Source organism: Allomuricauda sp. CP2A, assembly GCF_001683915.1.
Taxonomy (GTDB): domain Bacteria; phylum Bacteroidota; class Bacteroidia; order Flavobacteriales; family Flavobacteriaceae; genus Flagellimonas.
Genome location: NZ_LXTT01000034.1, coordinates 19281 through 42682, shown reverse-complemented (window position 1 = coordinate 42682; position 23402 = coordinate 19281). Strand labels below are relative to the sequence as shown.

At 44.7% G+C, this 23402-nt stretch carries 21 protein-coding genes and 1 tRNA gene; 7 read left to right on the top strand and 15 right to left on the bottom strand.

The features are described 5' to 3' along the window. Positions 1-2 precede the first annotated feature (2 nt). Positions 3-665, top strand: coding sequence for an ABC transporter ATP-binding protein (locus tag A7D14_RS04580; protein WP_067030637.1), 663 nt, complete (start codon positions 3-5; stop codon positions 663-665). A gap of 257 nt (positions 666-922) precedes the next feature. Here A7D14_RS04580 and A7D14_RS19970 read toward each other — a convergent pair whose 3' ends face one another. The 8 genes from A7D14_RS19970 to pdxA all read right to left on the bottom strand — a co-directional run bounded on the left by A7D14_RS19970 (position 923) and on the right by pdxA (position 7542). Beyond that, a complete protein-coding gene (locus tag A7D14_RS19970; protein WP_176712361.1) occupies positions 923-1072 on the bottom strand; it encodes a hypothetical protein in 150 nt (49 codons plus the stop codon). A 189-nt stretch (positions 1073-1261) separates the two neighbouring features. Further along, positions 1262-2380: an NAD(P)/FAD-dependent oxidoreductase gene (locus A7D14_RS04575; protein ID WP_067030635.1), complete on the bottom strand. Its 1119-nt coding sequence runs from the start codon at positions 2378-2380 to the stop codon at positions 1262-1264. A gap of 121 nt (positions 2381-2501) precedes the next feature. Beyond that, a complete protein-coding gene (gene accC / locus A7D14_RS04570) occupies positions 2502-3854 on the bottom strand; it encodes an acetyl-CoA carboxylase biotin carboxylase subunit (protein ID WP_067030632.1) in 1353 nt (450 codons plus the stop codon). An 89-nt stretch (positions 3855-3943) separates the two neighbouring features. Then, entirely contained in the window at positions 3944-4438 is a 495-nt protein-coding gene (gene accB, locus A7D14_RS04565) for an acetyl-CoA carboxylase biotin carboxyl carrier protein (RefSeq protein WP_067030629.1), read from the bottom strand. Between the two features lie 25 nt (positions 4439-4463). Next, on the bottom strand, positions 4464-5462 hold the full coding sequence (locus A7D14_RS04560) for a beta-ketoacyl-ACP synthase III (protein WP_067030626.1): 999 nt from the start codon (positions 5460-5462) through the stop codon (positions 4464-4466). Between the two features lie 175 nt (positions 5463-5637). Beyond that, complete coding sequence (rpmF, locus tag A7D14_RS04555; protein WP_067030623.1) at positions 5638-5838, bottom strand: 50S ribosomal protein L32; 201 nt, start codon at positions 5836-5838, stop codon at positions 5638-5640. Positions 5839-5845: 7 nt separating this feature from the next. Further along, positions 5846-6376 carry a YceD family protein gene (locus tag A7D14_RS04550; protein WP_067030620.1) on the bottom strand — a complete coding sequence of 177 codons (531 nt, stop codon included), beginning with the start codon at positions 6374-6376 and terminating at the stop codon, positions 5846-5848. 113 nt (positions 6377-6489) lie between these two features. Further along, on the bottom strand, positions 6490-7542 hold the full coding sequence (gene pdxA / locus A7D14_RS04545) for a 4-hydroxythreonine-4-phosphate dehydrogenase PdxA (RefSeq protein ID WP_067030616.1): 1053 nt from the start codon (positions 7540-7542) through the stop codon (positions 6490-6492). 58 nt (positions 7543-7600) lie between these two features. Between pdxA and A7D14_RS04540 the strand changes: the two genes are divergently transcribed. The 3 genes from A7D14_RS04540 to A7D14_RS04530 all read left to right on the top strand — a co-directional run bounded on the left by A7D14_RS04540 (position 7601) and on the right by A7D14_RS04530 (position 9800). Beyond that, on the top strand, positions 7601-8191 hold the full coding sequence (locus A7D14_RS04540) for a riboflavin synthase (RefSeq protein WP_067030613.1): 591 nt from the start codon (positions 7601-7603) through the stop codon (positions 8189-8191). 70 nt (positions 8192-8261) lie between these two features. Then, on the top strand, positions 8262-9017 hold the full coding sequence (locus A7D14_RS04535) for a sulfite exporter TauE/SafE family protein (RefSeq protein WP_067030610.1): 756 nt from the start codon (positions 8262-8264) through the stop codon (positions 9015-9017). A 99-nt stretch (positions 9018-9116) separates the two neighbouring features. Beyond that, the gene (locus A7D14_RS04530) at positions 9117-9800 is read left to right on the top strand and encodes an aspartate/glutamate racemase family protein (protein WP_067030607.1); all 684 of its coding nucleotides are present in this window, start codon (positions 9117-9119) and stop codon (positions 9798-9800) included. A 61-nt stretch (positions 9801-9861) separates the two neighbouring features. Here A7D14_RS04530 and A7D14_RS04525 read toward each other — a convergent pair whose 3' ends face one another. From A7D14_RS04525 to A7D14_RS04505, 5 genes are all read right to left on the bottom strand, one after another. Then, the gene (locus tag A7D14_RS04525) at positions 9862-12477 is read right to left on the bottom strand and encodes a M14 metallopeptidase family protein (protein WP_067030604.1); all 2616 of its coding nucleotides are present in this window, start codon (positions 12475-12477) and stop codon (positions 9862-9864) included. A 183-nt stretch (positions 12478-12660) separates the two neighbouring features. Continuing rightward, a complete protein-coding gene (locus A7D14_RS04520) occupies positions 12661-14040 on the bottom strand; it encodes a Gfo/Idh/MocA family oxidoreductase (protein ID WP_067030601.1) in 1380 nt (459 codons plus the stop codon). A gap of 178 nt (positions 14041-14218) precedes the next feature. Further along, positions 14219-14292 (bottom strand) — tRNA-Ile (locus A7D14_RS04515). 61 nt (positions 14293-14353) lie between these two features. Next, positions 14354-14761, bottom strand: a complete 408-nt coding sequence (mce, locus tag A7D14_RS04510) for a methylmalonyl-CoA epimerase (RefSeq protein WP_067030598.1) — start codon at positions 14759-14761, stop codon at positions 14354-14356. A gap of 8 nt (positions 14762-14769) precedes the next feature. Then, entirely contained in the window at positions 14770-16104 is a 1335-nt protein-coding gene (locus A7D14_RS04505; protein WP_067030595.1) for an alpha-L-fucosidase, read from the bottom strand. Positions 16105-16331: 227 nt separating this feature from the next. Between A7D14_RS04505 and rbfA the strand changes: the two genes are divergently transcribed. Together rbfA and A7D14_RS04495 are read left to right on the top strand one after the other, a co-directional pair. Continuing rightward, a complete protein-coding gene (rbfA, locus tag A7D14_RS04500) occupies positions 16332-16727 on the top strand; it encodes a 30S ribosome-binding factor RbfA (protein WP_067030592.1) in 396 nt (131 codons plus the stop codon). 2 nt (positions 16728-16729) lie between these two features. After that, positions 16730-17941 (top strand): ABC transporter permease, encoded by a 1212-nt coding sequence (locus tag A7D14_RS04495; RefSeq protein WP_067030590.1) that lies wholly within the window; start codon positions 16730-16732, stop codon positions 17939-17941. On the opposite strand, the gene dusB is transcribed toward A7D14_RS04495, so the two are convergent. Continuing rightward, positions 17938-18930, bottom strand: a complete 993-nt coding sequence (gene dusB, locus A7D14_RS04490) for a tRNA dihydrouridine synthase DusB (protein ID WP_067030588.1) — start codon at positions 18928-18930, stop codon at positions 17938-17940. The genes A7D14_RS04495 and dusB overlap by 4 nt on opposite strands. Positions 18931-18979: 49 nt before the next feature. Beyond that, positions 18980-21400 (bottom strand): outer membrane beta-barrel family protein, encoded by a 2421-nt coding sequence (locus A7D14_RS04485; RefSeq protein WP_067030586.1) that lies wholly within the window; start codon positions 21398-21400, stop codon positions 18980-18982. Positions 21401-21548: 148 nt separating this feature from the next. Here A7D14_RS04485 and lepA point away from each other — a divergent pair, with 148 nt between their 5' ends. After that, entirely contained in the window at positions 21549-23345 is a 1797-nt protein-coding gene (gene lepA, locus A7D14_RS04480) for a translation elongation factor 4 (protein ID WP_067030584.1), read from the top strand. Positions 23346-23402 lie beyond the last annotated feature (57 nt).

Sequence of the window (23402 nt, the reverse complement as noted above, 5' to 3'; positions counted from 1 at the left end):
ATATGCTACTACAACTCAACAACATTTTTAAATGGGTCAACTCAGCTGGCCAACGTGTTTTTCTTTTGAAGGACATCAATCTTGAAGTGGAAGAAGGGGAGTTTATCTCTGTAATGGGGCCTTCCGGCTCCGGTAAATCAACTTTGCTGAATGTTATTGGTATGTTGGACACGTTTGATGAAGGCGAATATCAATTTTTGGACGAGCCGGTACATTCGCTCAAGGAAAAGAACAGGGCCAACCTTTATAAGGAATACATCGGTTTTGTGTTCCAATCCTACCACTTGCTGGATGAGCTTACGGTAAAGGAAAACCTGGAAATGCCCTTGCTCTATAAAAAAATAAAGGGTCCTGAACGAAAGGCCAAGGTGGCCGATATGCTGGATCGGTTCAACATTGTGGGCAAAAAAGACCTTTTCCCGGCCCAACTCAGTGGTGGACAACAACAATTGGTAGGTGTTGCCCGCGCCTTGATTTCCAATCCCAAACTTATTTTGGCCGATGAGCCCACCGGAAATTTGAATTCCAAACAAGGGGAAGAAATCATGGAATTGTTCAAGGAACTGAATGACGAGGGGGTTACGATCATACAGGTCACACATTCTGAAAAAAATGCGGAATATGGCTCACGAATCATCAATTTGTTGGACGGGAGAATGGTTTGACCGTTAAATCTCCCCCTATGCTTTGCATCTATAACCAAAGAAACAAGACCGCTTCGCTTATAGAATCAAGAAACTAGACTTGATTAACCATTTGTGGCATTGGTGAAATTCGTGTCAAAAGATTATTGGAAGTCCGAAGCCGGGAGTCGGGTGTCAGTTTGCAGTACGCAGTCGGCAGTAAATCAATAACTTAGTCCAAAGTCTGGTGTCTTGGTTCTTTTGTCTTGCCTCTTTGTTCTTGAACTTGATGCCTGAGTTTAAACTTGTCCGAAGTCCGAAGTTTTGGAATTTGGAATTTGGTGCTTGATGCCCGAAGTCGGATGTCCGTTCTTGGTTTCAAGTTTCAGGTTGTTGGATGATTCGGTTATTGGTCTTTGCTCTTGTTTCTCTTCTCTTTGTTCTTGCAATTGATGTTTGAGTTTAAACTTGTCCGAAGTCCGAAGTTTTGGAATTTGGAGTTTGGAATTTGGTGCTTGATGCCCAAGGTCAGGAGTCAGTTTGCAGTACGCAGTCGGCAGTAAATCAATAACTTAGTCCAAAGTCTGGTGTCTTGGTTCTTTTGTCTTGCCTCTTTGTTCTTGAACTTGAGCTTGAGTTTATTTAGCCAAATCGGCAAGTTCTTTGCCCACCAAACTTCCCAGGGCAACCCCCATTCCGCCAAGACGGACACCGCAATAAATAGAATTGGAAATTGGTTTGACTATGGGCGATTTTTGGCCGCCGACACCCATAATACCGCTCCATCTTCGGTCTATTTCAACCTTTTGATGGGGTAAAATTACTTCGGCCAGCAATTTTTCAAGGGAATTTTGAATGACCTCTGTCTCCCCAAATTCCATGGTTTCCTCGGTTTTAAGGTCAAGGTTACGACCTCCACCAAACAAAATACGGTCATCAATATTCCTGAAATAATAGTACCCCTCATCAAAATGAAAAGTCCCTTTTATGTTCAGGTTTTTGATGGGTTGGGTGACCAACACCTGGGCCCTGGCAGGCTTCACGGTTTCCGACCTCAACAATGTTGAGGCAAACCCATTCGTGGCAACAAACACTTTTTTGGATTCAAACTCAAAATCTTCGGTGACAATTAAGGCTTTTTCACCTTCATCTTGAATATTCTTGACTTCTATGCCGTTTAAAATGGGGATTTGGGCATCATGGCATTTTTGGAGCAAAGCTTTCATCATCTTGCCCGTGTCCAACTGCCCTTCAAATTTATGTGTGATGTATTGCCCTTGAATCTTCCCAAAACCAAAAATATTTTTGGTTTTTTTGAATGGTGCATCGCCAAAAACAGGATGTAATACTTCGTTTAGGACATCTATCTGGTTCATACAGCTCTCAAACAATTCAGGGCGGTCTTTTAAAAACAGCTCATGACCTCCGTGTTGTTCAAAACCGATGGCTTTATCTCCCAAAAGCTTTCGCAACAATTGGATTCCTTTATATCTTTTTTGAACCAATTGGACCACTTCCTCCTCAGAATGGGAATTAAGGTCGGAAACGAGTTCAGAAATACTTCCAAAACAGGCAAATCCAGCATTTTTGGTACTAGCTCCTTGGGGAAGACTTCCTTTTTCCAAGACCAAAATCTTGCTTGTGGGATACTTTTCCTTTAACCGAAGGGCACAATTGAGCCCCACCAAGCCACTTCCAATCACGGTAAAGTCCACTTGGGACAGCCAGGTCTTATATTCCCAATAGCTTAGCTCCATAGCGCCAGATTGTCCAAATGTCAGTTCGCCTGCCTTTGTCGGCAGACAGGCGCAGTCGAGAACTAAATGGGACACGAGCCGTCAAAAAAGGCTTCGACTGCGCTCAGCCTGACACTTGTAGTTAATCTTGATATTTAGGATCCATTTTAAACCCTTCCATGAATTTGGTGGTGTAATTTCCAGCCAAATAATCGGGGTGATCCATTAATTGTCTGTGGAACGGAATGGTGGTTTTCACGCCCTCTATCACAAACTCGTCCAAAGCCCTTCGCATTTTGTTGATGGCCTCTTCCCTGGTTTGGGCCGTGGTGATCAACTTGGCGATCATGGAGTCATAGTTCGGCGGAATCATGTATCCACTATACACATGCGTGTCCAAGCGAATCCCATGGCCTCCCGGCGTGTGCAGCGTGGTGATTTTTCCCGGTGAAGGTCTAAAATCGTTATACGGATCTTCCGCATTGATTCGGCATTCAATGGAGTGCAACTTTGGATAGTAATTTTTTCCTGAAATAGGCACACCACCAGCTACCAAAATCTGCTCCCGAATCAAATCATAGTCCACAACCTGTTCGGTAATGGGGTGCTCCACCTGAATACGGGTGTTCATCTCCATGAAGTAGAAGTTTCGGTGTTTGTCCACCAAAAACTCCACAGTTCCTGCTCCTTCATACTTAATATATTCCGCAGCTTTTACCGCTGCCTTGCCCATCTCTTCCCGAAGGGAATCCGTCATAAACGGAGATGGAGTCTCTTCTGTCAATTTTTGGTGTCTACGCTGTATGGAGCAGTCTCTTTCCGATAAGTGGCACGCTTTTCCATATTGATCCCCAACCACTTGTATTTCAATATGTCTTGGCTCTTCAATGAGCTTTTCCATGTACATTCCACCATTCCCAAATGCAGCGGTGGCCTCTTTGACAGCGCTTTCAAAGTTCTTTTCCATTTCGTCTTCGGACCAAATGGCGCGCATGCCTTTTCCACCACCTCCGGCTGTGGCCTTGATCATAACGGGATAACCCATTTTTTTGGCATCCTTCTTGGCGTGGGCAACATCTTTCAACAAACCATCGGAACCGGGAACAGTGGGAACTCCTGCTTTTTTCATGGTTTCCTTGGCAGTTGCCTTGTCGCCCATCTTTTCTATCTGCTCGCCCGAAGCTCCTATGAATTTAATGTCGTGCTCCGCACAAATCTTGGAGAATTTGGCATTTTCTGAAAGAAATCCATATCCTGGGTGAATGGCATCAGCATTGGTAATCTCTGCCGCAGCAATAATGTTGGGTATCTTTAAATAGGATTCGTGGCTTGGTGGAGGGCCAATACAAACAGCCTCATCCGCAAAACGCACATGAAGGCTTTCCTCATCGGCCTTGGAGTATACGGCCACGGTTTTTATGCCCATTTCCTTGCAGGTGCGGATAATACGAAGCGCAATCTCACCCCTATTTGCAATTAATATCTTTTTAAACATAGAATTCAATTTTAAATTCTGGGTTCTAAACTTTAAATGGTTTTAAACAACTAGCAATTAGTCACCTAAAATTTAGCATTTAAAATTATCTATGATGGGTCTACCAAAAACAAAGGTTGGTCAAATTCAACTGGAGAAGAATCTTCAACCAAAACCTTCACTATTTTTCCAGAAACTTCAGATTCAATGTCGTTGAACAGCTTCATGGCTTCGATCACACAGAGAACATCGCCTTGGCTAACGGTTGTGCCTACCTCAACAAATGGTGGTTTGTCCGGTGAAGGTTTTCTGTAGAATGTTCCAATAATAGGTGATTTTATAGTGATGTACTTAGAGTCATCCGATTTTGATCCAGAGTCTGCCTTGTTCGTTTCGGGTGCTTGGGCGGCAGGTGCTTGGGCCGCTGGAGGAGCAGACTGGGCCTGGGGAACAGGTATTTGCTGTACAATGGTTGTTTCTGGCGAGCTTGAACTGCTGCTGACCGTTCGAATCGTGATCTTGAGGTCTTCCATCTCCAATTTCACCTCGCTGGCGCCCGATTTGGCGACAAACTTGATCAAACTTTGAATTTCCTTAATGTCCATGGAATATGATTTTGTTGGTTCTGTGCTATTTTGAATTATAGGCCCATTTTAAGTAAATGGATCCCCATGTAAACCCTCCGCCAAAGGCGGCAAAAATTAAATTGTCCCCTTTCTTCAATTGTTTTTCATAATCAAACAACAATAAGGGCAATGTGGCGGATGTTGTGTTTCCGTACCGATCTATATTGATCATCACCTTTTCGGGTTCCACGCCCATTCGGTTGGCGGTTGCATCAATAATACGTTTGTTGGCCTGGTGTGGTACCAACCAGTGTACATCTTCATGGCTAAGGTTGTTCCGTTCCATGATCAGTGCGGAGACATCGGCCATATTGGAAACGGCAAATTTAAAAACTGACTTACCGTCCTGATATACATAATGTTGTTTGTTCTTCACGGTTTCTTCGGAAGCAGGTAGAATGGAACCTCCAGCATCAATCTTTAAAAACTGTCGTCCTACCCCATCGGATCGCAAATACTCGTCCTGTAATCCCAAACCTTCTTCATTGGGCTCAAAAAGTACCGCTCCGGCACCATCACCAAAAATGATGCAGGTGGTACGATCGGTATAATCAATGATCGATGACATTTTATCGGCTCCGATCACCAAGACTTTCTTATATCTTCCAGATTCAATATAGCTAGCCGCGGTTGACATTCCATACAAGAAACTGGAACATGCCGCTTGTAGGTCATAGGCAAAAGCGTTTACCGCTCCAATTTCTGAGGCTACATATGCCGCAGTTGATGCAACCGGAAGATCGGGAGTGGCCGTAGCCACCAGCACAAAGTCAATTTCAGATGGGTCAACACCACTTTTCTGTATCAAATCTTCGGCAGCTTTTATGGCCAAATACGACGTTCCGGCGTTCTCCTTTTTTAAGATTCTCCGCTCTTTGATTCCCGTTCTGGTGGTAATCCATTCATCGTTGGTGTCTACCATGGTTTCCAGCACTTTGTTGGACAGAACGAAATCTGGAACATATCCTCCCACAGCTGTGATTGCCGCTGTTGTTTTCTTCATTTTAGCGTCTCTTTTATTGTCAAAAACATTGAAATTTGACCCAAAAGCGGTGAAAATTAGTCATTTTATATGACTTTTTGGTCAAAAGCAGTTCGTTTTTAAATTATAACATCTGCCCATAAAAAAACTCCCGTTGTTGCTTAACGGGAGTTGGTTTATTATGAGAAGGTTGCGGTTAGGCCGCAGTTTCTTCTTCGGTATTGTCAATTAATACTTGGCCTCTGTAATACAATTTACCCTCATGCCAATGTGCCCTGTGGTACAGGTGCATTTCTCCAGTTGCCGAATCCTTGGCAATGGTAGGGGCCACAGCTTTGTAGTGGGTTCTTCTTTTGTCCCTTCTGGTCTTTGATGTTTTTCTTTTAGGATGTGCCATTATAAACCTATTTGTCCGTTAGTAACTTTTTTAAATCGTCCCATCTGGGATCTGTCTTTTCTGATTCTCTTTTGTTCTCTTTTGGCTGTAATTCTTCCAGCTTTTCCAAGATATCCGACTTTAACGTTCCATCTACCACACCTGGGTGTACCCGCTTTTGCGGAACGGCCAGCACCAACATCTCATAGATATACTGTGCAATGTTGAACTGGTGCTCTCCATGGGGAATGATCAAGATTTCATCGTCCTCGTCATTATATTCATCCCCAAATTTTACTACAAGATGCAAATCTGAACCAATGGGTTGATCAAAGGGTTCCCCCGTTAGATCACAGTCCACATTTACCGTTCCCTTTGCCTTGATTTCCAGTTCCATCATATTGTTCATTTTTTCCAATATGGCGGTGACAAGAAGGTCAGCTCCGTTAAACTCTTGGTATTCAAAAGATTCAAAGAACGAATTGTCAATCTTGTACACAAATTCATGTTTTCCCAACTTCAATCCTGAAAAAGGGATAAAAAACTCCTTCAGCTTCATCGTTTCTACACTTAGGGTTTGTGTACCAGCCCGTAAAGGCGGGTGCAAAGATACTACTTATTTGCAAAACTGCAATTCCAAAGCTAACAAATATCAAATCCAAGAACAACTTTTTAGCTGGCTCTCTTTGTCTTTTGCTTTTGCAATGGATTTTGAGTCAGTTCCATATACTCTGAACGGTTCCTAAAGACTTTAATTGCCATGAAAACAGCTTCTTTAAAGGAGCTCTCATCGGCCTGTCCCTTTCCGGCAATTTCGTAGGCCGTTCCATGGTCCGGTGAGGTACGGATTCGCTCCAACCCAGCGGTATAATTGACCCCTTTTCCAAAGGAAAGGGTTTTGAACGGAATAAGTCCTTGATCGTGGTAGGCCGCCAAAATCGCATCAAAATTGGTGTGGGTATTGGATCCAAAGAAACTATCCGCAGAATAGGGTCCATAGACCAACGTTCCCTTGTTGAACAGTTCCTGTATCACGGGTCTTAGGATCTTGTCGTCCTCTTCACCTATAGTTCCATGGTCCCCGCTGTGCGGATTGATGCCGAGCAAAGCTATTTTGGGCCTGCGGATGCCAAAGTCCATTTTGAGCGACTTTTCCATGATGGCCACTTTGTTGCGAATCAATTTAGGGGTAATGGCTTGTGCCACATCCTTTACGGCGATGTGGTCGGTCAACAATCCTACCCGAAGCGTATCGGCCACCATGAACATCAGGCTTTCCCCTTTGAGTTCTTGCGCCAAAAAGTCCGTGTGGCCCGGAAATTTGAAATCGTCGGCCTGTACGTTGTTTTTATTGATGGGTGCCGTTACCAGCACATCAATCTTCCCTTCCTTCAAGGCATCAACGGCAGCCCTGAGCGATTTAATGGCATATTTTCCACCTTCTTCCGTAGCTTTTCCATATTCGATGTTCGGAACTTCCTTCCACACGTTTACAATATTGATCTTGCCATCCAAAGCTTGGGCGGCATCCCTCACCCCATTAAAGGTAATATCGATTCCCAAATCCGATTTTTGCTGGGAGATGGTCTTGTTCGATGCAAAAATGACAGGGGTACAGAAGTCCAACATTCTGGCATCTTCAAAAGTCTTTAGGGCCACTTCACACCCAATGCCGTTAAGGTCCCCAATGGAAATCCCGAGCTTTATTTTTTGCGTTTCTTTCATAGAATCAATACTGATATAGCTACTTTTGCACTACAAAGCTAGTCAATTAATAACATTCATGTTCACAGGTATTATAGAGACTTTGGGGAAAGTTGAAAAGCTCGAAAAAGAAGATGGAAATCTACACATTACCGTTTCATCCAGCATCACCCAGGAATTGAAAATAGATCAAAGCGTTTCCCACAACGGGGTATGCCTTACGGTGGTGGCCATTCAAGATGACTCGTACACTGTGACCGCCATTGAAGAGACCTTGGACAAGAGCAGTTTGGGCACTTTAAAAGTGGGAGACATTGTAAATTTGGAACGCGCCATGCTTTTGGGTGCGCGATTGGATGGGCATATTGTGCAGGGCCATGTAGACCAGACTGCGGTTTGCGCGTCCATTGACCAAAAAGATGGAAGTTGGTTCTTCACCTTTCAATACGACCCTAAGCTAAACAACATTACCATTGAAAAGGGCTCCATAACCGTGGATGGGGTAAGTCTTACCGTGGTGGATTCCAAAAAAGACAGCTTTAGCGTGGCCATTATTCCCTATACGTATGAACACACCCGATTCCATACCTATAAAGAGGGCACCGTAGTGAACCTGGAATTTGATGTAGTGGGCAAGTACGTAGCCCGACTTATGGATTTACGAAGCTGATATCGGCATTCCGGTTCTTCAACCCAAGATATCTTTTTGGGTTACTTTTGCAATCAACCAATACCATTGAATGGACCTTTCGCCACTCTCCCAAATTTCTATTGCCTCATGGGTCATGGCTGCTACAGCCGTATTTCTTATGGGGGTGTCCAAAGCAGGTTTGAAGGGCATGTCCATTTTCAACGTAACCCTTATGGCTTTGGCCTTTGGCTCAAGAGCTTCAACGGGTTTGATTGTTCCCCTATTGATCGTTGGTGACATCTTTGCGGTTATTTATTACAACAGGCATACCCAATGGAAGTACATTTTACGGTTTCTCCCTTGGATGATTCTGGGCATTTTTGTTGGGGTCCTTATTGGTAAGGATCTTCCTGAGCAAGAGTTCAAATGGGGGATGGTCACGGTTATTTTTATCAGTTTGGGGCTATTGTACTGGTGGGACCGACGAAAAACGGAACACGTCCCCACCCATTGGCTTTTTGCAGGATCCATGGGAATCATGGCCGGGATTTGCACCATGATCGGAAATTTGGCCGGAGCCTTTACCAATATTTTCTTTTTGGGGATGCGATTACCCAAGAATGAGTTCGTGGGCACAGCCGCTTGGCTCTTTTTTATTACCAATACGTTTAAACTTCCCTTTCACATCTTTGTTTGGAAAACAGTCACTGAGGAAACCCTCTTAATCAACCTTCGGTTGCTTCCTGCCATTTTGGTGGGGCTTTTTCTAGGCGTGGTCATCGTAAAGAAAATCAATGAGAAAAACTACAAGCGCTTTATTTTAATTGTAACTGCCATTGGGGCCATCGCCATTCTTTTTAAATAAAGGAATAAAACTGTTTTCCAATGTTTTTCGTCATAGGATTTCTATAATTTATTCTGAATCTTTACCCACTTAGTCAATTCATCAAAGAAAATAAGCCTTATGAAAACCTTGGGAATGATTGGTGGAACTTCATGGCATTCCACCGTTGAATACTATAGACTTATCAATCAAATAGCTGCCAAAAAAATTGGGGAACATGCCAATCCTCCCATGATCATCCATAGCATTAATATTGAATTGATGCGTGAACAAAACAAGGAAAAAATAAATGCGACGTATTTAGAGACTTCCCTGAAACTTCAAGAGGCAGGGGCTTTGGCCATAGTAATTTGTGCCAATACCCCTCATATGGTCTATGACTATGTACAGCCAAAAATTGATATTCCCATTCTGCATATTGCTGATGCCACGGGAAAAGAGGCCCAAAAATTGGGGCTCAAAACGCTGGGGCTTTTGGGGAACCGCCCCACCATGACCGGTGATTTTATCCCCAAAGTACTCAACGCAAATTACCATATCGAAACCATCATTCCACAAGCTGATGACATCCCCCAAGCACATCACTATGTGTCTGCCGAGTTGACTCAGGGAATCTTCTCGGATGCTGCCAAGGAGTTTTTCCTGGAGCAAATACGTCTGCTTGAAGCCAAAGGTGCTGAAGGTATAATTTTAGGGTGCACGGAATTGCCATTGCTTATAAAACAGGCTGAGGTTGAGCTGCCCATCTTAGCCACTACGGATCTTCATGCGCAAATGGCCGTTGATTTTATTTTTCAAGAGTAGCACACAAAAAACCCATCGATTTGATGGGTTTCTTTCTATATTAATTTATGTGTTGGTTGTTTTAATCAGCCGCTCCCTCATAAATCGCATTAAAGATCAATTTATAGGTTCCGCGGGGCTGTGCGCGAAATTGGGACCTAAATGCAAACAGGATTACAGATCCTTTTCCATATTTTACCTTGACCAGTGCCGGCTTTTTGGCGATATACTTGTTTTCTCCCATGGCCCAGCCGCTCATCAAGAGGTTCTTCTCGGCATAGGTGGCAATGACCTCAACATCAGGTTTAGGCGCATCTTTAATGTCTTCTACTCCCCCTTCTCCTTTTTTGCTCTGTTTGTTGATGGTAAAAGCCCTGCTCTTATTAAAGGATACCGCTACGGTGTCCTTCATTCCAAAGGCCAACGGGTTTGTAGTATCCATTCCTGTCTTGATCAAGGATCCCGGGATGAAGAAATCCTTACTATCCACCCCCTCAACTGCGTCTTTCAACGGAAGCCCAAACTGCTCAATGACAAAATCGCTGGCGGCGTCAAAGGCCAACAATGTGCCTCCATTCTTCACGTAGTTGCTCAGGGCGAGGGAACCTTCCAAGCCAATACCTCCGGTAAACTTCTCGGGCATTTCCAAAGGTGTGTGGCCATGCAAAATTGATTTTGCTTCTTGGGATGGCAATATGATAGCATCATACTTGGACAAATCCACGGCTTTAATGTCCGCATCGTGCAGCGTATCGGTGTCAAAAGCATACTCATCCATGACAAAGCGGGTCCACCCTTCATCCATATTGGCCACCCATGACTTGTAAAGTCCAACTTTGGGCAAATGAATTTTGGTCAACTGAACCTCAGGTTTGGCCATCAATCCGGTAAACTCCAAGCCATACTCATCGGCGAGGGATTCCATCAAAGTTTTGTCCCCGGAAACCACAAAAGATCCCGCTGGAAAAGAAAACTTCCCAGCTTTGAACTCCGTCATGGCCTTGTAAGCAGTGCCCCCGGCTTTTAAGATTTTATTTGTGGCTGCAACGGAAGCATTTGTATTTACGCTCAACGCATATCCAAATGAGCCATTACGGTTAAGGCTTCCCTCGTAGTACTCCACCAATCCAGCAACCTTCTCAGTGGAGGCATCAAAGGGCTCTGTTATTTTAGCAACGTCCACGCCCATTTGCATGGGTAACGTCCAGCCTGCCAAATCATAAGGCGTATCCGGTGGGCCGCCAGGGTATTGAAAGCGGGTGGGGTAGTTCTGTTTTTCCATCAAATCCAACAAATAGGGTCTGAAAGCCTGTCCACCGAAGATGACATAGGAACCCTTTTCATATTTCGTGTCGCCAATAGTGAAGTCCTTGGTGGCTTTTTCAACCTCAATACCTCCTCGCCGCAAAACATTCACCAAATTGACGGCTTCAAAGGAATCCCACTGCTCCTTTCCGATCACATAGGCAAAAGGCCCTTCCGTCTTGGCTTTTTCAATGGCAGATGCTCCCATTTTATAGATATTGTAGAGGTAGTTGCTCTTTCGGTCCGCAGCCAAATCCAACACGGCCCAAGTAGCGGTGAGCATATAATCCACGGCATCCCTAAAATGGGATTCGCCTCCTTTCCACGGGTCTGGGTACATAATATCCGTTCCATCCGTAGGCGTGCCGCCGGCAACGGTTTTTGGGAGTTTTTCCGGGTCATAGAATCGTGGTGTTGGGGAAGTGTGTCCTGTTTCAGTTAGGATACCGATCATATTATGATAATATGGTACGGTTCTGCCCCCTCCGTTCCAAAACATGGTATAAAAATTATCGGCAATGGCTCCCGGCATGTTTTCCAAGGAAAAGCGTTTGGACATGGCCGAACCTACTTCACTGACGCCTGCCGTTACGGCGGGATGTATCTTTGGATTTACGGGGTCCGCATACGGCGGAATGGAAATCTTGGTCCACGAAGGCGACGATTGGTGGTGGTTGTACACAATCTGCGGATACCATTCGTTGTACAATACTTTGGTGACATTATAGGTTTCTGGCATGGTGTTCATAAACCAGTCCCGGTTATTGTCGTGCCCCATATAATAATGGTAGAGAATGGGAGGTCTTGACGTTTCATAAGGTGTATCCCGGTTTTTTCGGTACCAATCCACCACAATATCCAATCCATCAGGGTTCATTACGGGCATTAATAGCGTGATGACATTTTCCCTCACTTTCTGCATTTCGGGAGTTTCCGAAGTTGCCAAGGTGTAGGCCAATTCAGAGGTCATTTGACCGTGCGCCAACTCGGTGGAGTGCATTCCACCATCTATCCACACAATGGCCTTCCCTTCTTGGGACAGTTTTGCCGCTTCATCATCATTGACTTGGGCCCGGGCCAGTTTGGTGCTGATGTCTTTCCACTTATCCAGCTGCGCGAGATTTTCTTCGGTGGAGATAAACAGCAGATACATTTTACGGCCTAGGACGGTTTCACCAATTTCAATTTTTTTGACCCTTTTTGAAGCATTGTCCAGTTTGGTAAGGTAATCCTCAATTTGGGTATAATCTGCCAATTGGTAGTCGTCCCCAACTCGAAAGCCATAAACATCCTGGGGGGATGGAACACTTTGCGCAATGGTGAACGAGACGAAGGCCAAAGTCATCACTGCGGAAAGCAGCAACGCTTTGTGGGTTGCACTTTTTGGAATCATTTTTTGGGTTGTTAGTTTGAATTTCGTTGGAAATTACGGAATCCTGAGGAGGAACGTAAATCTCAAGGCAGTGAATTGCCTTACCAAGGCTTCTTTTCGCGGGTAAGCCCACTATTTTCCAGTGATGTGTAGCATCAGCAAAACCCTTGGTCAATGATCTATGAATTTTTATGCCGATTGAATTCATAAAATGTTTGCAGATGGGTGCTCCCACGGGCCACGATACTGCCTTTTTAATAATGCCGTGGCCTCGGGGTCATCCACAATGATTCTCTTTTGGGGATTGTAGATCAATGGTCGTTCCAAATCCATGGAAAGATTGGCCATGATACAGCTTGCGGTGGAAATATGGCCTTGCTCCACATCGGCCACCGGCAGTGTGTCTTGTTCAATGGCGGCCAACAAATCCAACATGTGGGCCCTCGTTGCCGGAGCCGTATGGAGTTCAATGTCTTTTTCTTTTAAATCCTCTGGATATTTCTCGCGTTCATACACCACATCTTTTTTGATGGTTTCACCGCCGTCATTTGGAATAAACTCGTACTTGTGTACACTTCCTTTAAGGGTTCCCTTTTCTCCGTAAATAAAAAAGGCCCATGGATATTCGGGATCCGGAGGGGTGCCCCAACTGCGGTGCTGCCAAATGCAATTCAGCTCTTCAAACTCAAATATGGCGGTCTGGGTATCCGAAATATTGGCCATGGAATCTTTTTGCACATAAATACCTCCGGTGGAGCTTACTTTTTTGGGCCATCCCAGCCCCAACATCCAACGTACCGTGTCCAACATATGAACGCACATATCACCGACTATACCGTTTCCATATTCCATAAAAGCACGCCAGTTTCGGTGTGGCAGACCAACAAAAGGTCGCAAAGCAGCGGGACCGGACCAAAGATCGTAATCAAAATAATCGGGAACCTCCTGAACGGGGGGATTGGCATTCCAACGCATGTGGTAATAGCAACACATGTCCACATGGGATATTTTACCTAACAATCCGGCATCAATGATGTTTTTCTTGCCTTCAACCAAGTGCGGTGTACTTCTTCGCTGGGTTCCCACTTGGACCTTCTTTCCCAACTTTCGTGCGGTTGCCAAAATTGCCTCACCCTCCAAAACATCAAGACTTATCGGTTTTTGCAAGTACAAATGTGCCCCGGATTCCATAGCCTCAATGGCCTGAAGTGCGTGCCAATGGTCTGGTGAGCCGATAAGTACAATGTCCAAATCCTTTTCGGCCAACATTTTGCGGTAATCTTTGTATAAACGCGGTTTTCTGCCCGATTTCTGTCTTTGTGAAACCAGTGTTGCGGTTTCCTCCAGATAGTTGCGGTCCACATCGCACAGCGAAACCACTTCCACATTGGCCACTTGAATCAGTTTGAACAAATCGCTTTTACCATACCATCCACAACCAATGAGTCCAACATTCCATTTTTTGGGGGCATACACCAAGTCCAACCCGTAGGCGCCAAATGATGATAGGGCCAAGGCGGCGGTGGAGCCCTTTAAAAAGTTTCTTCGGTTGATGTAAAACGACTTGGATTCACTATTCCTCATGGTGGGTTTTTGACCTTCAATTTAAGATTAATCTTTTAATTGTTCGTCTGGGTTGGCTCCCATCATTTTTTGAGAAACAAGAAAGGGTTAAAGTTTATAGCGAAAAAAATTGACGCGATATTTGACCCCATTGCATTAAAAAAACCCTTCCAAATCTGTGCCTTGAAAGGGTTTTAAGTGGTCCCACCTGGGCTCGAACCAGGGACCCCCTGATTATGAGTCAGGTGCTCTAACCAGCTGAGCTATAGGACCCGCAATTTTTGCGGATGCAATATTAGTGTTTATTTTGCTTCATCGCAAGGTTTTAACGCCGCTACCCCGCTTTTATTTCCTGGCAGAGCTCCACCAAAACCCCATTGGTGCCCTTGGGATGCAAGAATGCCACCAGTTTGTTATCCGCTCCTTTTTTGGGGATTTCGTTTAAAACAACAAAGCCTTCTTCCTTCAACCGGGCCATTTCTGAAACGATGTCTTCCACCGCAAAGGCAATATGGTGGATACCCTCCCCTTTCTTTTCCAAAAACTTGGCGATGGGGCTATCCGGACTTGTGGCCTCCAACAGTTCCACTTTATTGGGCCCCGATTTAAAAAACGAGGTCTTTACCCCCTCGGAAGTGACCTCTTCGGTTTTATAGTGTGGCACACCCAAAAGTTTGGCGAACAAAATGTTCGATGCTTCCAAATCTTTTACGGCAATGCCAATGTGTTCAATCTTGTCCATGAAATTTGTTAATTACTTTCAATAACGGCCCCATCCTCTCTATATAAATCCACTTCCCCATCCAAAAGCACGGCGAGCACGGTCATGTTTTCATCCAGAACATGCTCCGGGACTTTAATGTACTTTATTCCAGGGTATTCACTCCAATATACCTTCCCCATTACCTGATGTTGCAGTTTGGCACCTTGGCCCACCACCCAGATTCGATTGATGTTGTTCTTGAGACCACGCATCACGACTTCGCCCTTAGGGTTTCCTTTTACAAAAAGATATAGCGTCCTTCTGTCTTTCGAGAGCGTGGATGGTCCATAAAAATGTTCTTTCGGGATTCCAGCCATTGTTCCGTATAGGGCTTCTTTGTGTTTGTGGACCCATCTTCCCAACCCTTTCATAAGTGCTACTTGCGCTTCGGGAATGCTCCCATCCGCTTTGGGTCCAATGTCCAGCAAAAGGTTGCCCCCATTACCGATCACATCAGCAAAAATACCGATGATCTGGTCCGTGGTTTTATAGTTAAGGTCTGTTTTTTGATATCCCCACGAGTCGTTCATCGTCATGCAAAGCTCCCAATAAGGATTATCGGGACGGGTAATGGGCATGCCCTGCTCCGGTGTTTCATAGTCCCCGTGTCCCTTTAGTCTGGAATTGAGAATGGTGTTGGGATTTTTGGCCAACAACATTTTCCTCACCTTTGGTGCTTCCCATTCTTCGGCGCTGTGTTCCCAATCCCCATCAAACCAATAGAGGTCTGGATTGTAACGATCTGAAAGTTCCTTCAATTGACCTTGGTAATAGGTCAAAAATTTGTTCCATCTATTGGGTTCTTCCTCAATTTTGTACCTGATGGAGTCCCTTGTAAAATGGGTGTAATCTGCATAAGACCAATCGGGAAGCGAATAATAGATGCCCACTTTTAGTTCTTTGTCCCGAAGCTTTTCCACAAAAGGAGTAAGCACATCTTTTTTGGACGAAGCATGTTCCGCCGCGTTCAATGTCCCAAAACGGGTGTCCCAAAGCGCAAACCCGTCATGGTGCTTGGCAGTGATCACTGAATATTGGGCCCCGCTCTCCACAATAAGCTCCGCCCAAAGGGCGGGGTCGTATTTTTTGGCCGTGAACCCCTTGGTCTGTTTTAGATAATCCTTATGGGAAATGTACCCATTGAAAAACGACCAAGATTCATCAATGCCATCCACCGAATATAGTCCCCAATGGATGAAAATGCCCAACTTGGCATCCTTGAACCATTGCATTTTCTGCTGATGGGCCAAAACCGTGTCCTGCGTTTGCGAACATGCTGGCCAAAAAGCCAAAACCACCAAGGCGGCAAAGCATCTTTTCATTTGTTCAGATTTTTTCCATTATCGAGGAGGTTTGATGCGTTGTCGGAATCAAACATGTCCCGTACCAAAATACATATTCTTGGATAAAATAGTTGATGTCGTTATGGTTAAATATCTTTTCCTTCCCATTATGCGAGCTGTTATCGAAAAAAACGGATAATCCAAGAATAGTCCATCTTCAAACGTCCAATCTAGGGAATAGTCAGTATTTCGCTTATTTTTGCAGTATGGAGGAAACACAACGGCAGAAGAAAATAGCGGGAATCATTCAAAAAGACTTGGCGGACATCTTGCAAAGAGCTGCTACGGATGGCGGACTCAAGGGAACTTTGATTTCCGTAACCAAGGTATCCGTGACCACGGATTTATCCATTGCCAAAGTGTACGTGAGCATTTTCCCCAATAAAAATGCCAAAGAGTTGCTGGATGGCATCAAAGACAATCAGGTGGCCATACGGTATGATTTGGCCCAACGCACCAAGCATCAATTGCGACGCGTGCCCGAGCTTACTTTTTATCTTGATGATTCCCTGGAATACATCGATAAGATTGAAAAATCACTCAAAGGCGAAGAAAATCCCATTGAAAATAGGGACTTGCTTGATAAACGAAAGAAATCCTGATTTTGAACTTTCCGCTGTATATCGCTAAACGTTATCTGCGCTCAAAGAGCAACCAAAATGCGGTAAACATCATTAATTTCATCACTTTTTTGGTGATTGTCATCGGGTCTGCTGCACTTTTTATTGTGCTTTCGGCCTTTGCGGGATTAAAAACTTTTAGCCTCTCTTTTTCCAACACCTTTGATCCCGACCTAAAAGCTCAACCTACTACCGGAAAATACTTTTCCATCGCAACTGATGAAGAAACTGCTCTAAAAAATGTTGAAGGGCTGGCCAATTACTCGAAAGAACTTGAGGAAAGAGCCTATCTCACCTTCAAGGAAAAAAGTTGTATCGCCTACATTAAAGGCATAGATGGAAATTATAGAGCGGTAACCGGGGTGGACAGCACCCTCTATTTTGGAAATTGGGGCGATATGGAATACAATGGCGTTATGGGCATTGGCATTTATAACCAGCTGGGTGTCCCCATTGACAATTATAGAAATCCCATGACGGTTTTGGTGCCCAAGCCCGGAAAAGGAGCCTTTTCACAGCAGGGGCTTAATCCCCCCAAACCCTATAACCAACTTTCGTTGGTGCTGAGTGGGGTGTATGCCGTTGAGGAAAATCTGGACAAAAAATATGTTTTTGCACAACTCCCGTTAGTCCAAGAATTGTTGGAGCGGGACAGCACGGAAATTTCTGGTATCAATTTTAAATTGAATGAAGGGGCGTCCATTGATGATGTGAAGAGTTCCATCAATACGATTTTAGGTGATAAAGTCTTGGTCCTGACCCGCCAAGAACAAAATAGTACGCTGCACCGCATGTTGAAAACCGAGAATTTGGCCACTTATCTCATTTTTACCTTGGTGTTGATCATCGCACTTTTTAATGTGGTCGGGGCCATTATCATGATGATTTTGGACAAGCAGCAGAACTCAAAAACGCTCTTCAGTTTGGGAACCACCCTTAAAGAACTGCGGCGGATTTACTTCATCCAAGGGCTTTTGGTCACTTCTTTGGGTGGACTCATTGGGGTTTTGATAGGTTCCTTGTTGATTGCTTCGCAATTGTTCTTTGGATGGTTGAAAATCACGCCCTCTCTGGCCTATCCTGTGGAATATGATATTATGAATGTGCTTTTGGTCTTGGCCACGATTGTGGTCCTGGGCTTTATCTCATCAAAAATTGCGAGTAGCCGAATTACCAAAAAGTTGATCATGGATTAGGCGAACTGGTAATCGCCAAACTTTTCCTGCACCTCATCAAAAGCGGCAAAAACATCGGCTGCATCATCACTGGTCACCATTTTCATTCGATATTCCTTGAAGTGGGGAATGCCCTTAAAATAGTTGGTGTAATGTCTTCGGGTTTCAAAAACCCCTAATTTTTCACCCTTCCAATCAATCGCCATTTGTAAATGTCGGCGTGCAGCATCCACACGTTCTTCCATGGTGGGCGGGTCCAAATGTTGACCGGTTTTGAAGTAGTGCTTCACCTCCTTGAAAAACCATGGGTTGCCAATGCTGGCCCTACCTATCATGGCACCATCCAGGCCATATTCGTCCCGCATTTTTACAGCGGCTTCGGGCGTGTCCACATCTCCGTTGCCAAAAACAGGGATATGCATTCTGGGATTGTTCTTTACTTCGGCAATGGGAGCCCAGTCGGCTTCGCCCTTGTACATCTGCACCCGGGTACGCCCATGGATGGATATGGCCTCAATCCCAACGTCCTGCAATCGCTCTGCGACCTCAACAATTTTAATGGAGTTGGAATCCCATCCCAATCGGGTCTTTACGGTGACGGGCAGGTTGGTCCGCTTTACCATTTCGGCGGTCAGTTTTACCATTAAGGGAATATCCCGCAAAATCCCAGCTCCGGCATTTTTGCAGACCACTTTTTTAACGGGACAACCAAAATTGATATCGATGATATCCGGATTGGATTGTTCTACAATGTCCACCGCCTGCAACATGGAATCCAGCTCCGCACCAAAGATTTGGATGCCCACAGGACGTTCCTTTTCATAAATGTCCAGTTTGATGACACTTTTGGCGGCATCCCTGATCAATCCTTCGGAAGAAATGAACTCCGTATACACCACATCGGCACCCTGCTCCTTGCACAAAGCACGAAAAGGAGGGTCGCTCACATCTTCCATTGGAGCAAGCAACAATGGAAAATCAGGAAGTTCTATGTTTCGAATTTTTGGCAAATCTTATTTTTTGGATTGCAAAAGTACAAAATACCCGATAATCAAGGCATTACTCTTGAGCTTCAAGTCGGTCCCGTTCCTTTTTATCGATGCCTCTTTGATTGTCCTGTAACCTAAAGTTTCCAAAATTATAGGTAAATCCTACCCGGATAAACTGGGTTTCGGGCCGTCTTCTATAAAAATTATCCTGATTCAAGTAGTTAGAGGTATAGGTAGGAATCCATTTTTCCAAAAGATTCTCCGCGGCAACGGAAATTACAGCCCTATTGTTGAACAGTGACTTTCGTAATCCCAAGGTGAGGTTCAACTGCTCATCAGAAATGTATGAGCCAAACAAAAAATTGGAAATATAGGTCATGGTGACCTCCCCGGTCAAGCTACCGTCTTTGGAGAGCGTCAAATAATTGGCCAAATAGCCATAGACCCCATCCACCTCGTTGGTGTATTCCACATTTCCACTTTCAACGGCCAAAAAGGTTTCCTCTTCATGAAAAAGTGAGGTGTAGGCATATAGAAACCAAGATGGAAGGATGGTCTTGCTCAGCGTAAAGTCCAATCCGTAGGATGTGCTTTCCAATACATTCTGCTTGAGCTCCACCAAGGTTTGGTTGTCATTGTCCTGAAAGACCAAATAGGCGATATTGGCTCCGTTATCCCGATAGTAGACATCGAAAAAATATTCGCTGTTCAGGGTATAGTTAAGGTTAAAGTTGTTGCTGAAACTTGGTGTCAATCTTGGATTGCCCTCCTCGTAATCGTTCTCATTGAAGAAAAACCGAAATGGGTTGAGGTCGTTGTACTTGGGCCGATCCACATTTCTACCATAATCAAAGGAAAAGCTATGCTTGTCCGAAGGTGAGTACAACAGGTAGAGGGAAGGAAAAGGTTCAAAAAAATCTTGGGTATTGGTCTCGTTCAGGGTCAAGGACACCCCTTCTGCCTCAGTAAGTTCTCCCCGCAATCCCAATTTCATGGACCATTTTTCCCAGTTTTTTACAAAGCTGAAATAGGCTGCATACACGTCCTCATCATAGGTGAAGTCATCGGATAGTGATGAATCCACAGTATTGCTACTGCCATTAAAGTTGAAAAAATCCACATTACTTTCCGAAGCGATGGAGGAAATCTTGGCCCCCGTTTCTATGGACGCGTTGCCCACGGGTGCGGAAAAATCTACTTGCCCGGTGAAAATCTGGATGTCTTGCTGCGAATCGGAATCAAAACCAAAATCCCTTAAAAAACTACCGTTGGAATCAAAATAATCCGATGCCAAATTTTGGAAGGACTGCCCATTGTAATACGTATAATGGCCGTTAAAGCTCAATCGTGCCCCCGGTTTTTTCAATTTGTGCACATAACTTAAGTCAACCGCCAAGTTGGTGTTGTCCATAGTGGTGTTGTTCAAGGTGGTAAAGGTGGAGTCCAACTCATATTGGGCATTTCGCATCTCGTTACTTAAGCGGGTTTGTTGCTCCTGATTGGGGTTGAACAATAAGCTTGAGGTGAGATTTATGCTGTTGTTATCATCCAAGTCGTAGTCCATGATAAAGCTTCCGGTATGGGACTGGGTGCTTTTGATTTGGTTGTATCTCGTATCCCAACGCGAAAAAACCGAATTGGTACCATCCATAAAATTGATTCCCTTTTCCGTTTTTCTAATCTCTTTTTGGGGGTTGAAGGTATAATTGGCAAAAAGGTTGAGCTTGTCCGTTTTATAATAATGACTGGTTCCCAAATTAAATTTTGGAAACACCGCTTGGGTGTACGTTCCGTTGACGCTCCCCTTATAGCCAGGGATAATGTTCTTGCTCGTGATGATATTAAGGATGGGCCCGCCTTCGGCATCATACTGGGCGGGCGGATTGATCATAACCTCAACCGATTTGATATTGACCCCGGAAAGCCCCTGCAACAAATCCTGAACTTCTTGGCCCGACAATTGTACCGCTCTACCGTTAAGATAAACCCTTGCACTTTCCCCCCTGACCAACAATCGGTCATCATTTACAATGACGCCCGGCGTACTTCTTAGGATATCCCAAGTTGTGCCTTGCGAAACTATGGTGTTTTCAACCGAAAAGACCAGTCTGTCTGGTAACCGTTGTAGTTTTGGTCGCTGTGCGGTAACGACTACTTCGTCCAATTCATTGGTCTCCAGTGGTATGATCAATGCCCCAAGGGAAACATCCTGGGCAATATCCAATGCACGTGGCTCAGAGCCCCGCCCTACGTAGCTCGCCTGTAAAAGATACAGATCTGGGTCAACCTCGGTAAGGGCAAAAAAACCGTTGTCATCTGCGGACGTGCCTTTTACAAAAGTGGTATCGGCCGCCTGCAAAAGCAAGATGTTGGCGAAAGGAATAGTCTGGTTTTGTTCATCCACAACCTTTCCCGTAATCTTATAGGTCTGACCACTGGCGTGGTTGACCATAACAAACACCAATAAAACAATATAGGTGAGGTTTTTCATTTAAGTTGGGGTTGAACATCAAATCTAAGAAAATATTTTAGAGCGGTGCGAAGCCTGTTTTCTTATTTGCAAAAAACCATTCTCAGGTATTTAAAACAACTATATTTGCAGTTGCTTAGTAGCCCATTTTTGTTGAGCAATTGTTGATATGGAGAAGATTAGGAATTTTTGCATTATTGCGCATATAGACCACGGGAAGAGTACGTTGGCAGATCGCTTATTGGATTTTACCGGCTCTGTCACCGAACGTGAAAAACAAGATCAGTTGTTGGACAACATGGACTTGGAGCGCGAACGGGGCATTACCATTAAAAGTCATGCCATACAAATGGATTATGTTCATGAGGGAGAAGCCTATGTTCTTAACTTGATCGACACTCCCGGGCATGTGGATTTTTCCTATGAAGTGTCCCGCTCCATTGCTGCTTGTGAAGGCGCACTTTTGGTTGTTGACGCCGCTCAGAGCATTCAAGCACAAACCATTTCCAACCTTTATTTGGCCTTGGAGAACGACTTGGAAATCATTCCCGTTCTCAACAAGGTGGATTTGCCCAGTGCCAATCCGGAAGAGGTTACGGATGATATCGTGGACCTTTTGGGCTGCAAACCTGAAGATGTCATTCCCGCCAGTGCCAAAACAGGAATTGGAATCCAAGAAATCCTTACCGCCATTATAGATCGTATTCCTCCTCCAAAAGGAAACCCAAACGAACCATTGCAGGCATTGGTTTTTGACTCGGTCTACAATCCGTTCAGGGGCGTGGAGACCTATTTTAGGGTCATTAATGGAGAAATTACAAAAGGACAGAAAATAAAGTTTGTGGCCACCGGGAAGTCCTATTATGCCGATGAGATCGGCACTTTGAAACTCAAACAGCTCCCTAAAAACAAAATATCGGCAGGAGATGTGGGCTATTTGATCACCGGTATCAAAGATGCCCGCGAAGTTAAGGTGGGGGATACCATAACCGATGCCGTAAACCCAACAAAAAACCCAATTGGAGGGTTTGAAGATGTAAAACCTATGGTTTTTGCCGGAATCTATCCTGTGGACACCGAGGATTTTGAAGAACTGCGTTCTTCCATGGAAAAATTGCAGCTTAATGATGCTTCCCTGGTCTTTACTCCCGAAAGCAGTGCCGCCTTGGGCTTTGGTTTCAGATGTGGCTTTTTGGGCATGCTCCACATGGAAATTATCCAGGAACGCTTGGAGCGCGAGTTTGATATGACCGTGATCACCACGGTGCCCAACGTAAGCTACCATGCTTTCACCACCAAGGACACGGAAACGCCAGTGATTGTCAACAACCCATCCGATTTACCCGACCCGTCTACTTTGGACCGCGTTGAGGAGCCTTACATCAAGGCCACTATCATCACCAAATCCGATTTTGTGGGAAATGTGATGTCGCTTTGTATTGAAAAAAGGGGACAGATTGTCAACCAGACCTATTTGACCACGGAGCGGGTGGAACTTATTTTCGATATGCCCTTGGCTGAAATCGTTTTTGATTTTTACGACCGATTGAAAACCATTTCAAAAGGATACGCCTCTTTTGATTATTCCCCAATAGGAATGCGAGTCTCCAAACTGGTCCGAGTGGATATTCTCTTGAACGCCCAGCCCGTTGATGCCTTATCCGCATTGGTCCATTTTGATAATGCGCACAACATAGGTAAGCGCATGTGCGAAAAATTGAAGGAACTCATCCCCAGACAACAGTTTGATATTCCCATCCAAGCCGCCATTGGTTCCAAGATCATTTCGCGGGAAACCATCAAGGCTTTGCGAAAGGATGTAACGGCCAAGTGTTATGGTGGGGATATTTCGCGTAAGAGAAAATTGCTGGAAAAGCAGAAAAAAGGGAAAAAGCGTATGCGCCAAGTGGGCAATGTGGAGATTCCGCAGCAAGCTTTTATGGCTGTTTTAAAATTGAATGATTAGGGGAACTTTTTTGCCAAAAAGATTGTTCTAGGGCAAACATATTTATCAAAATTAGGG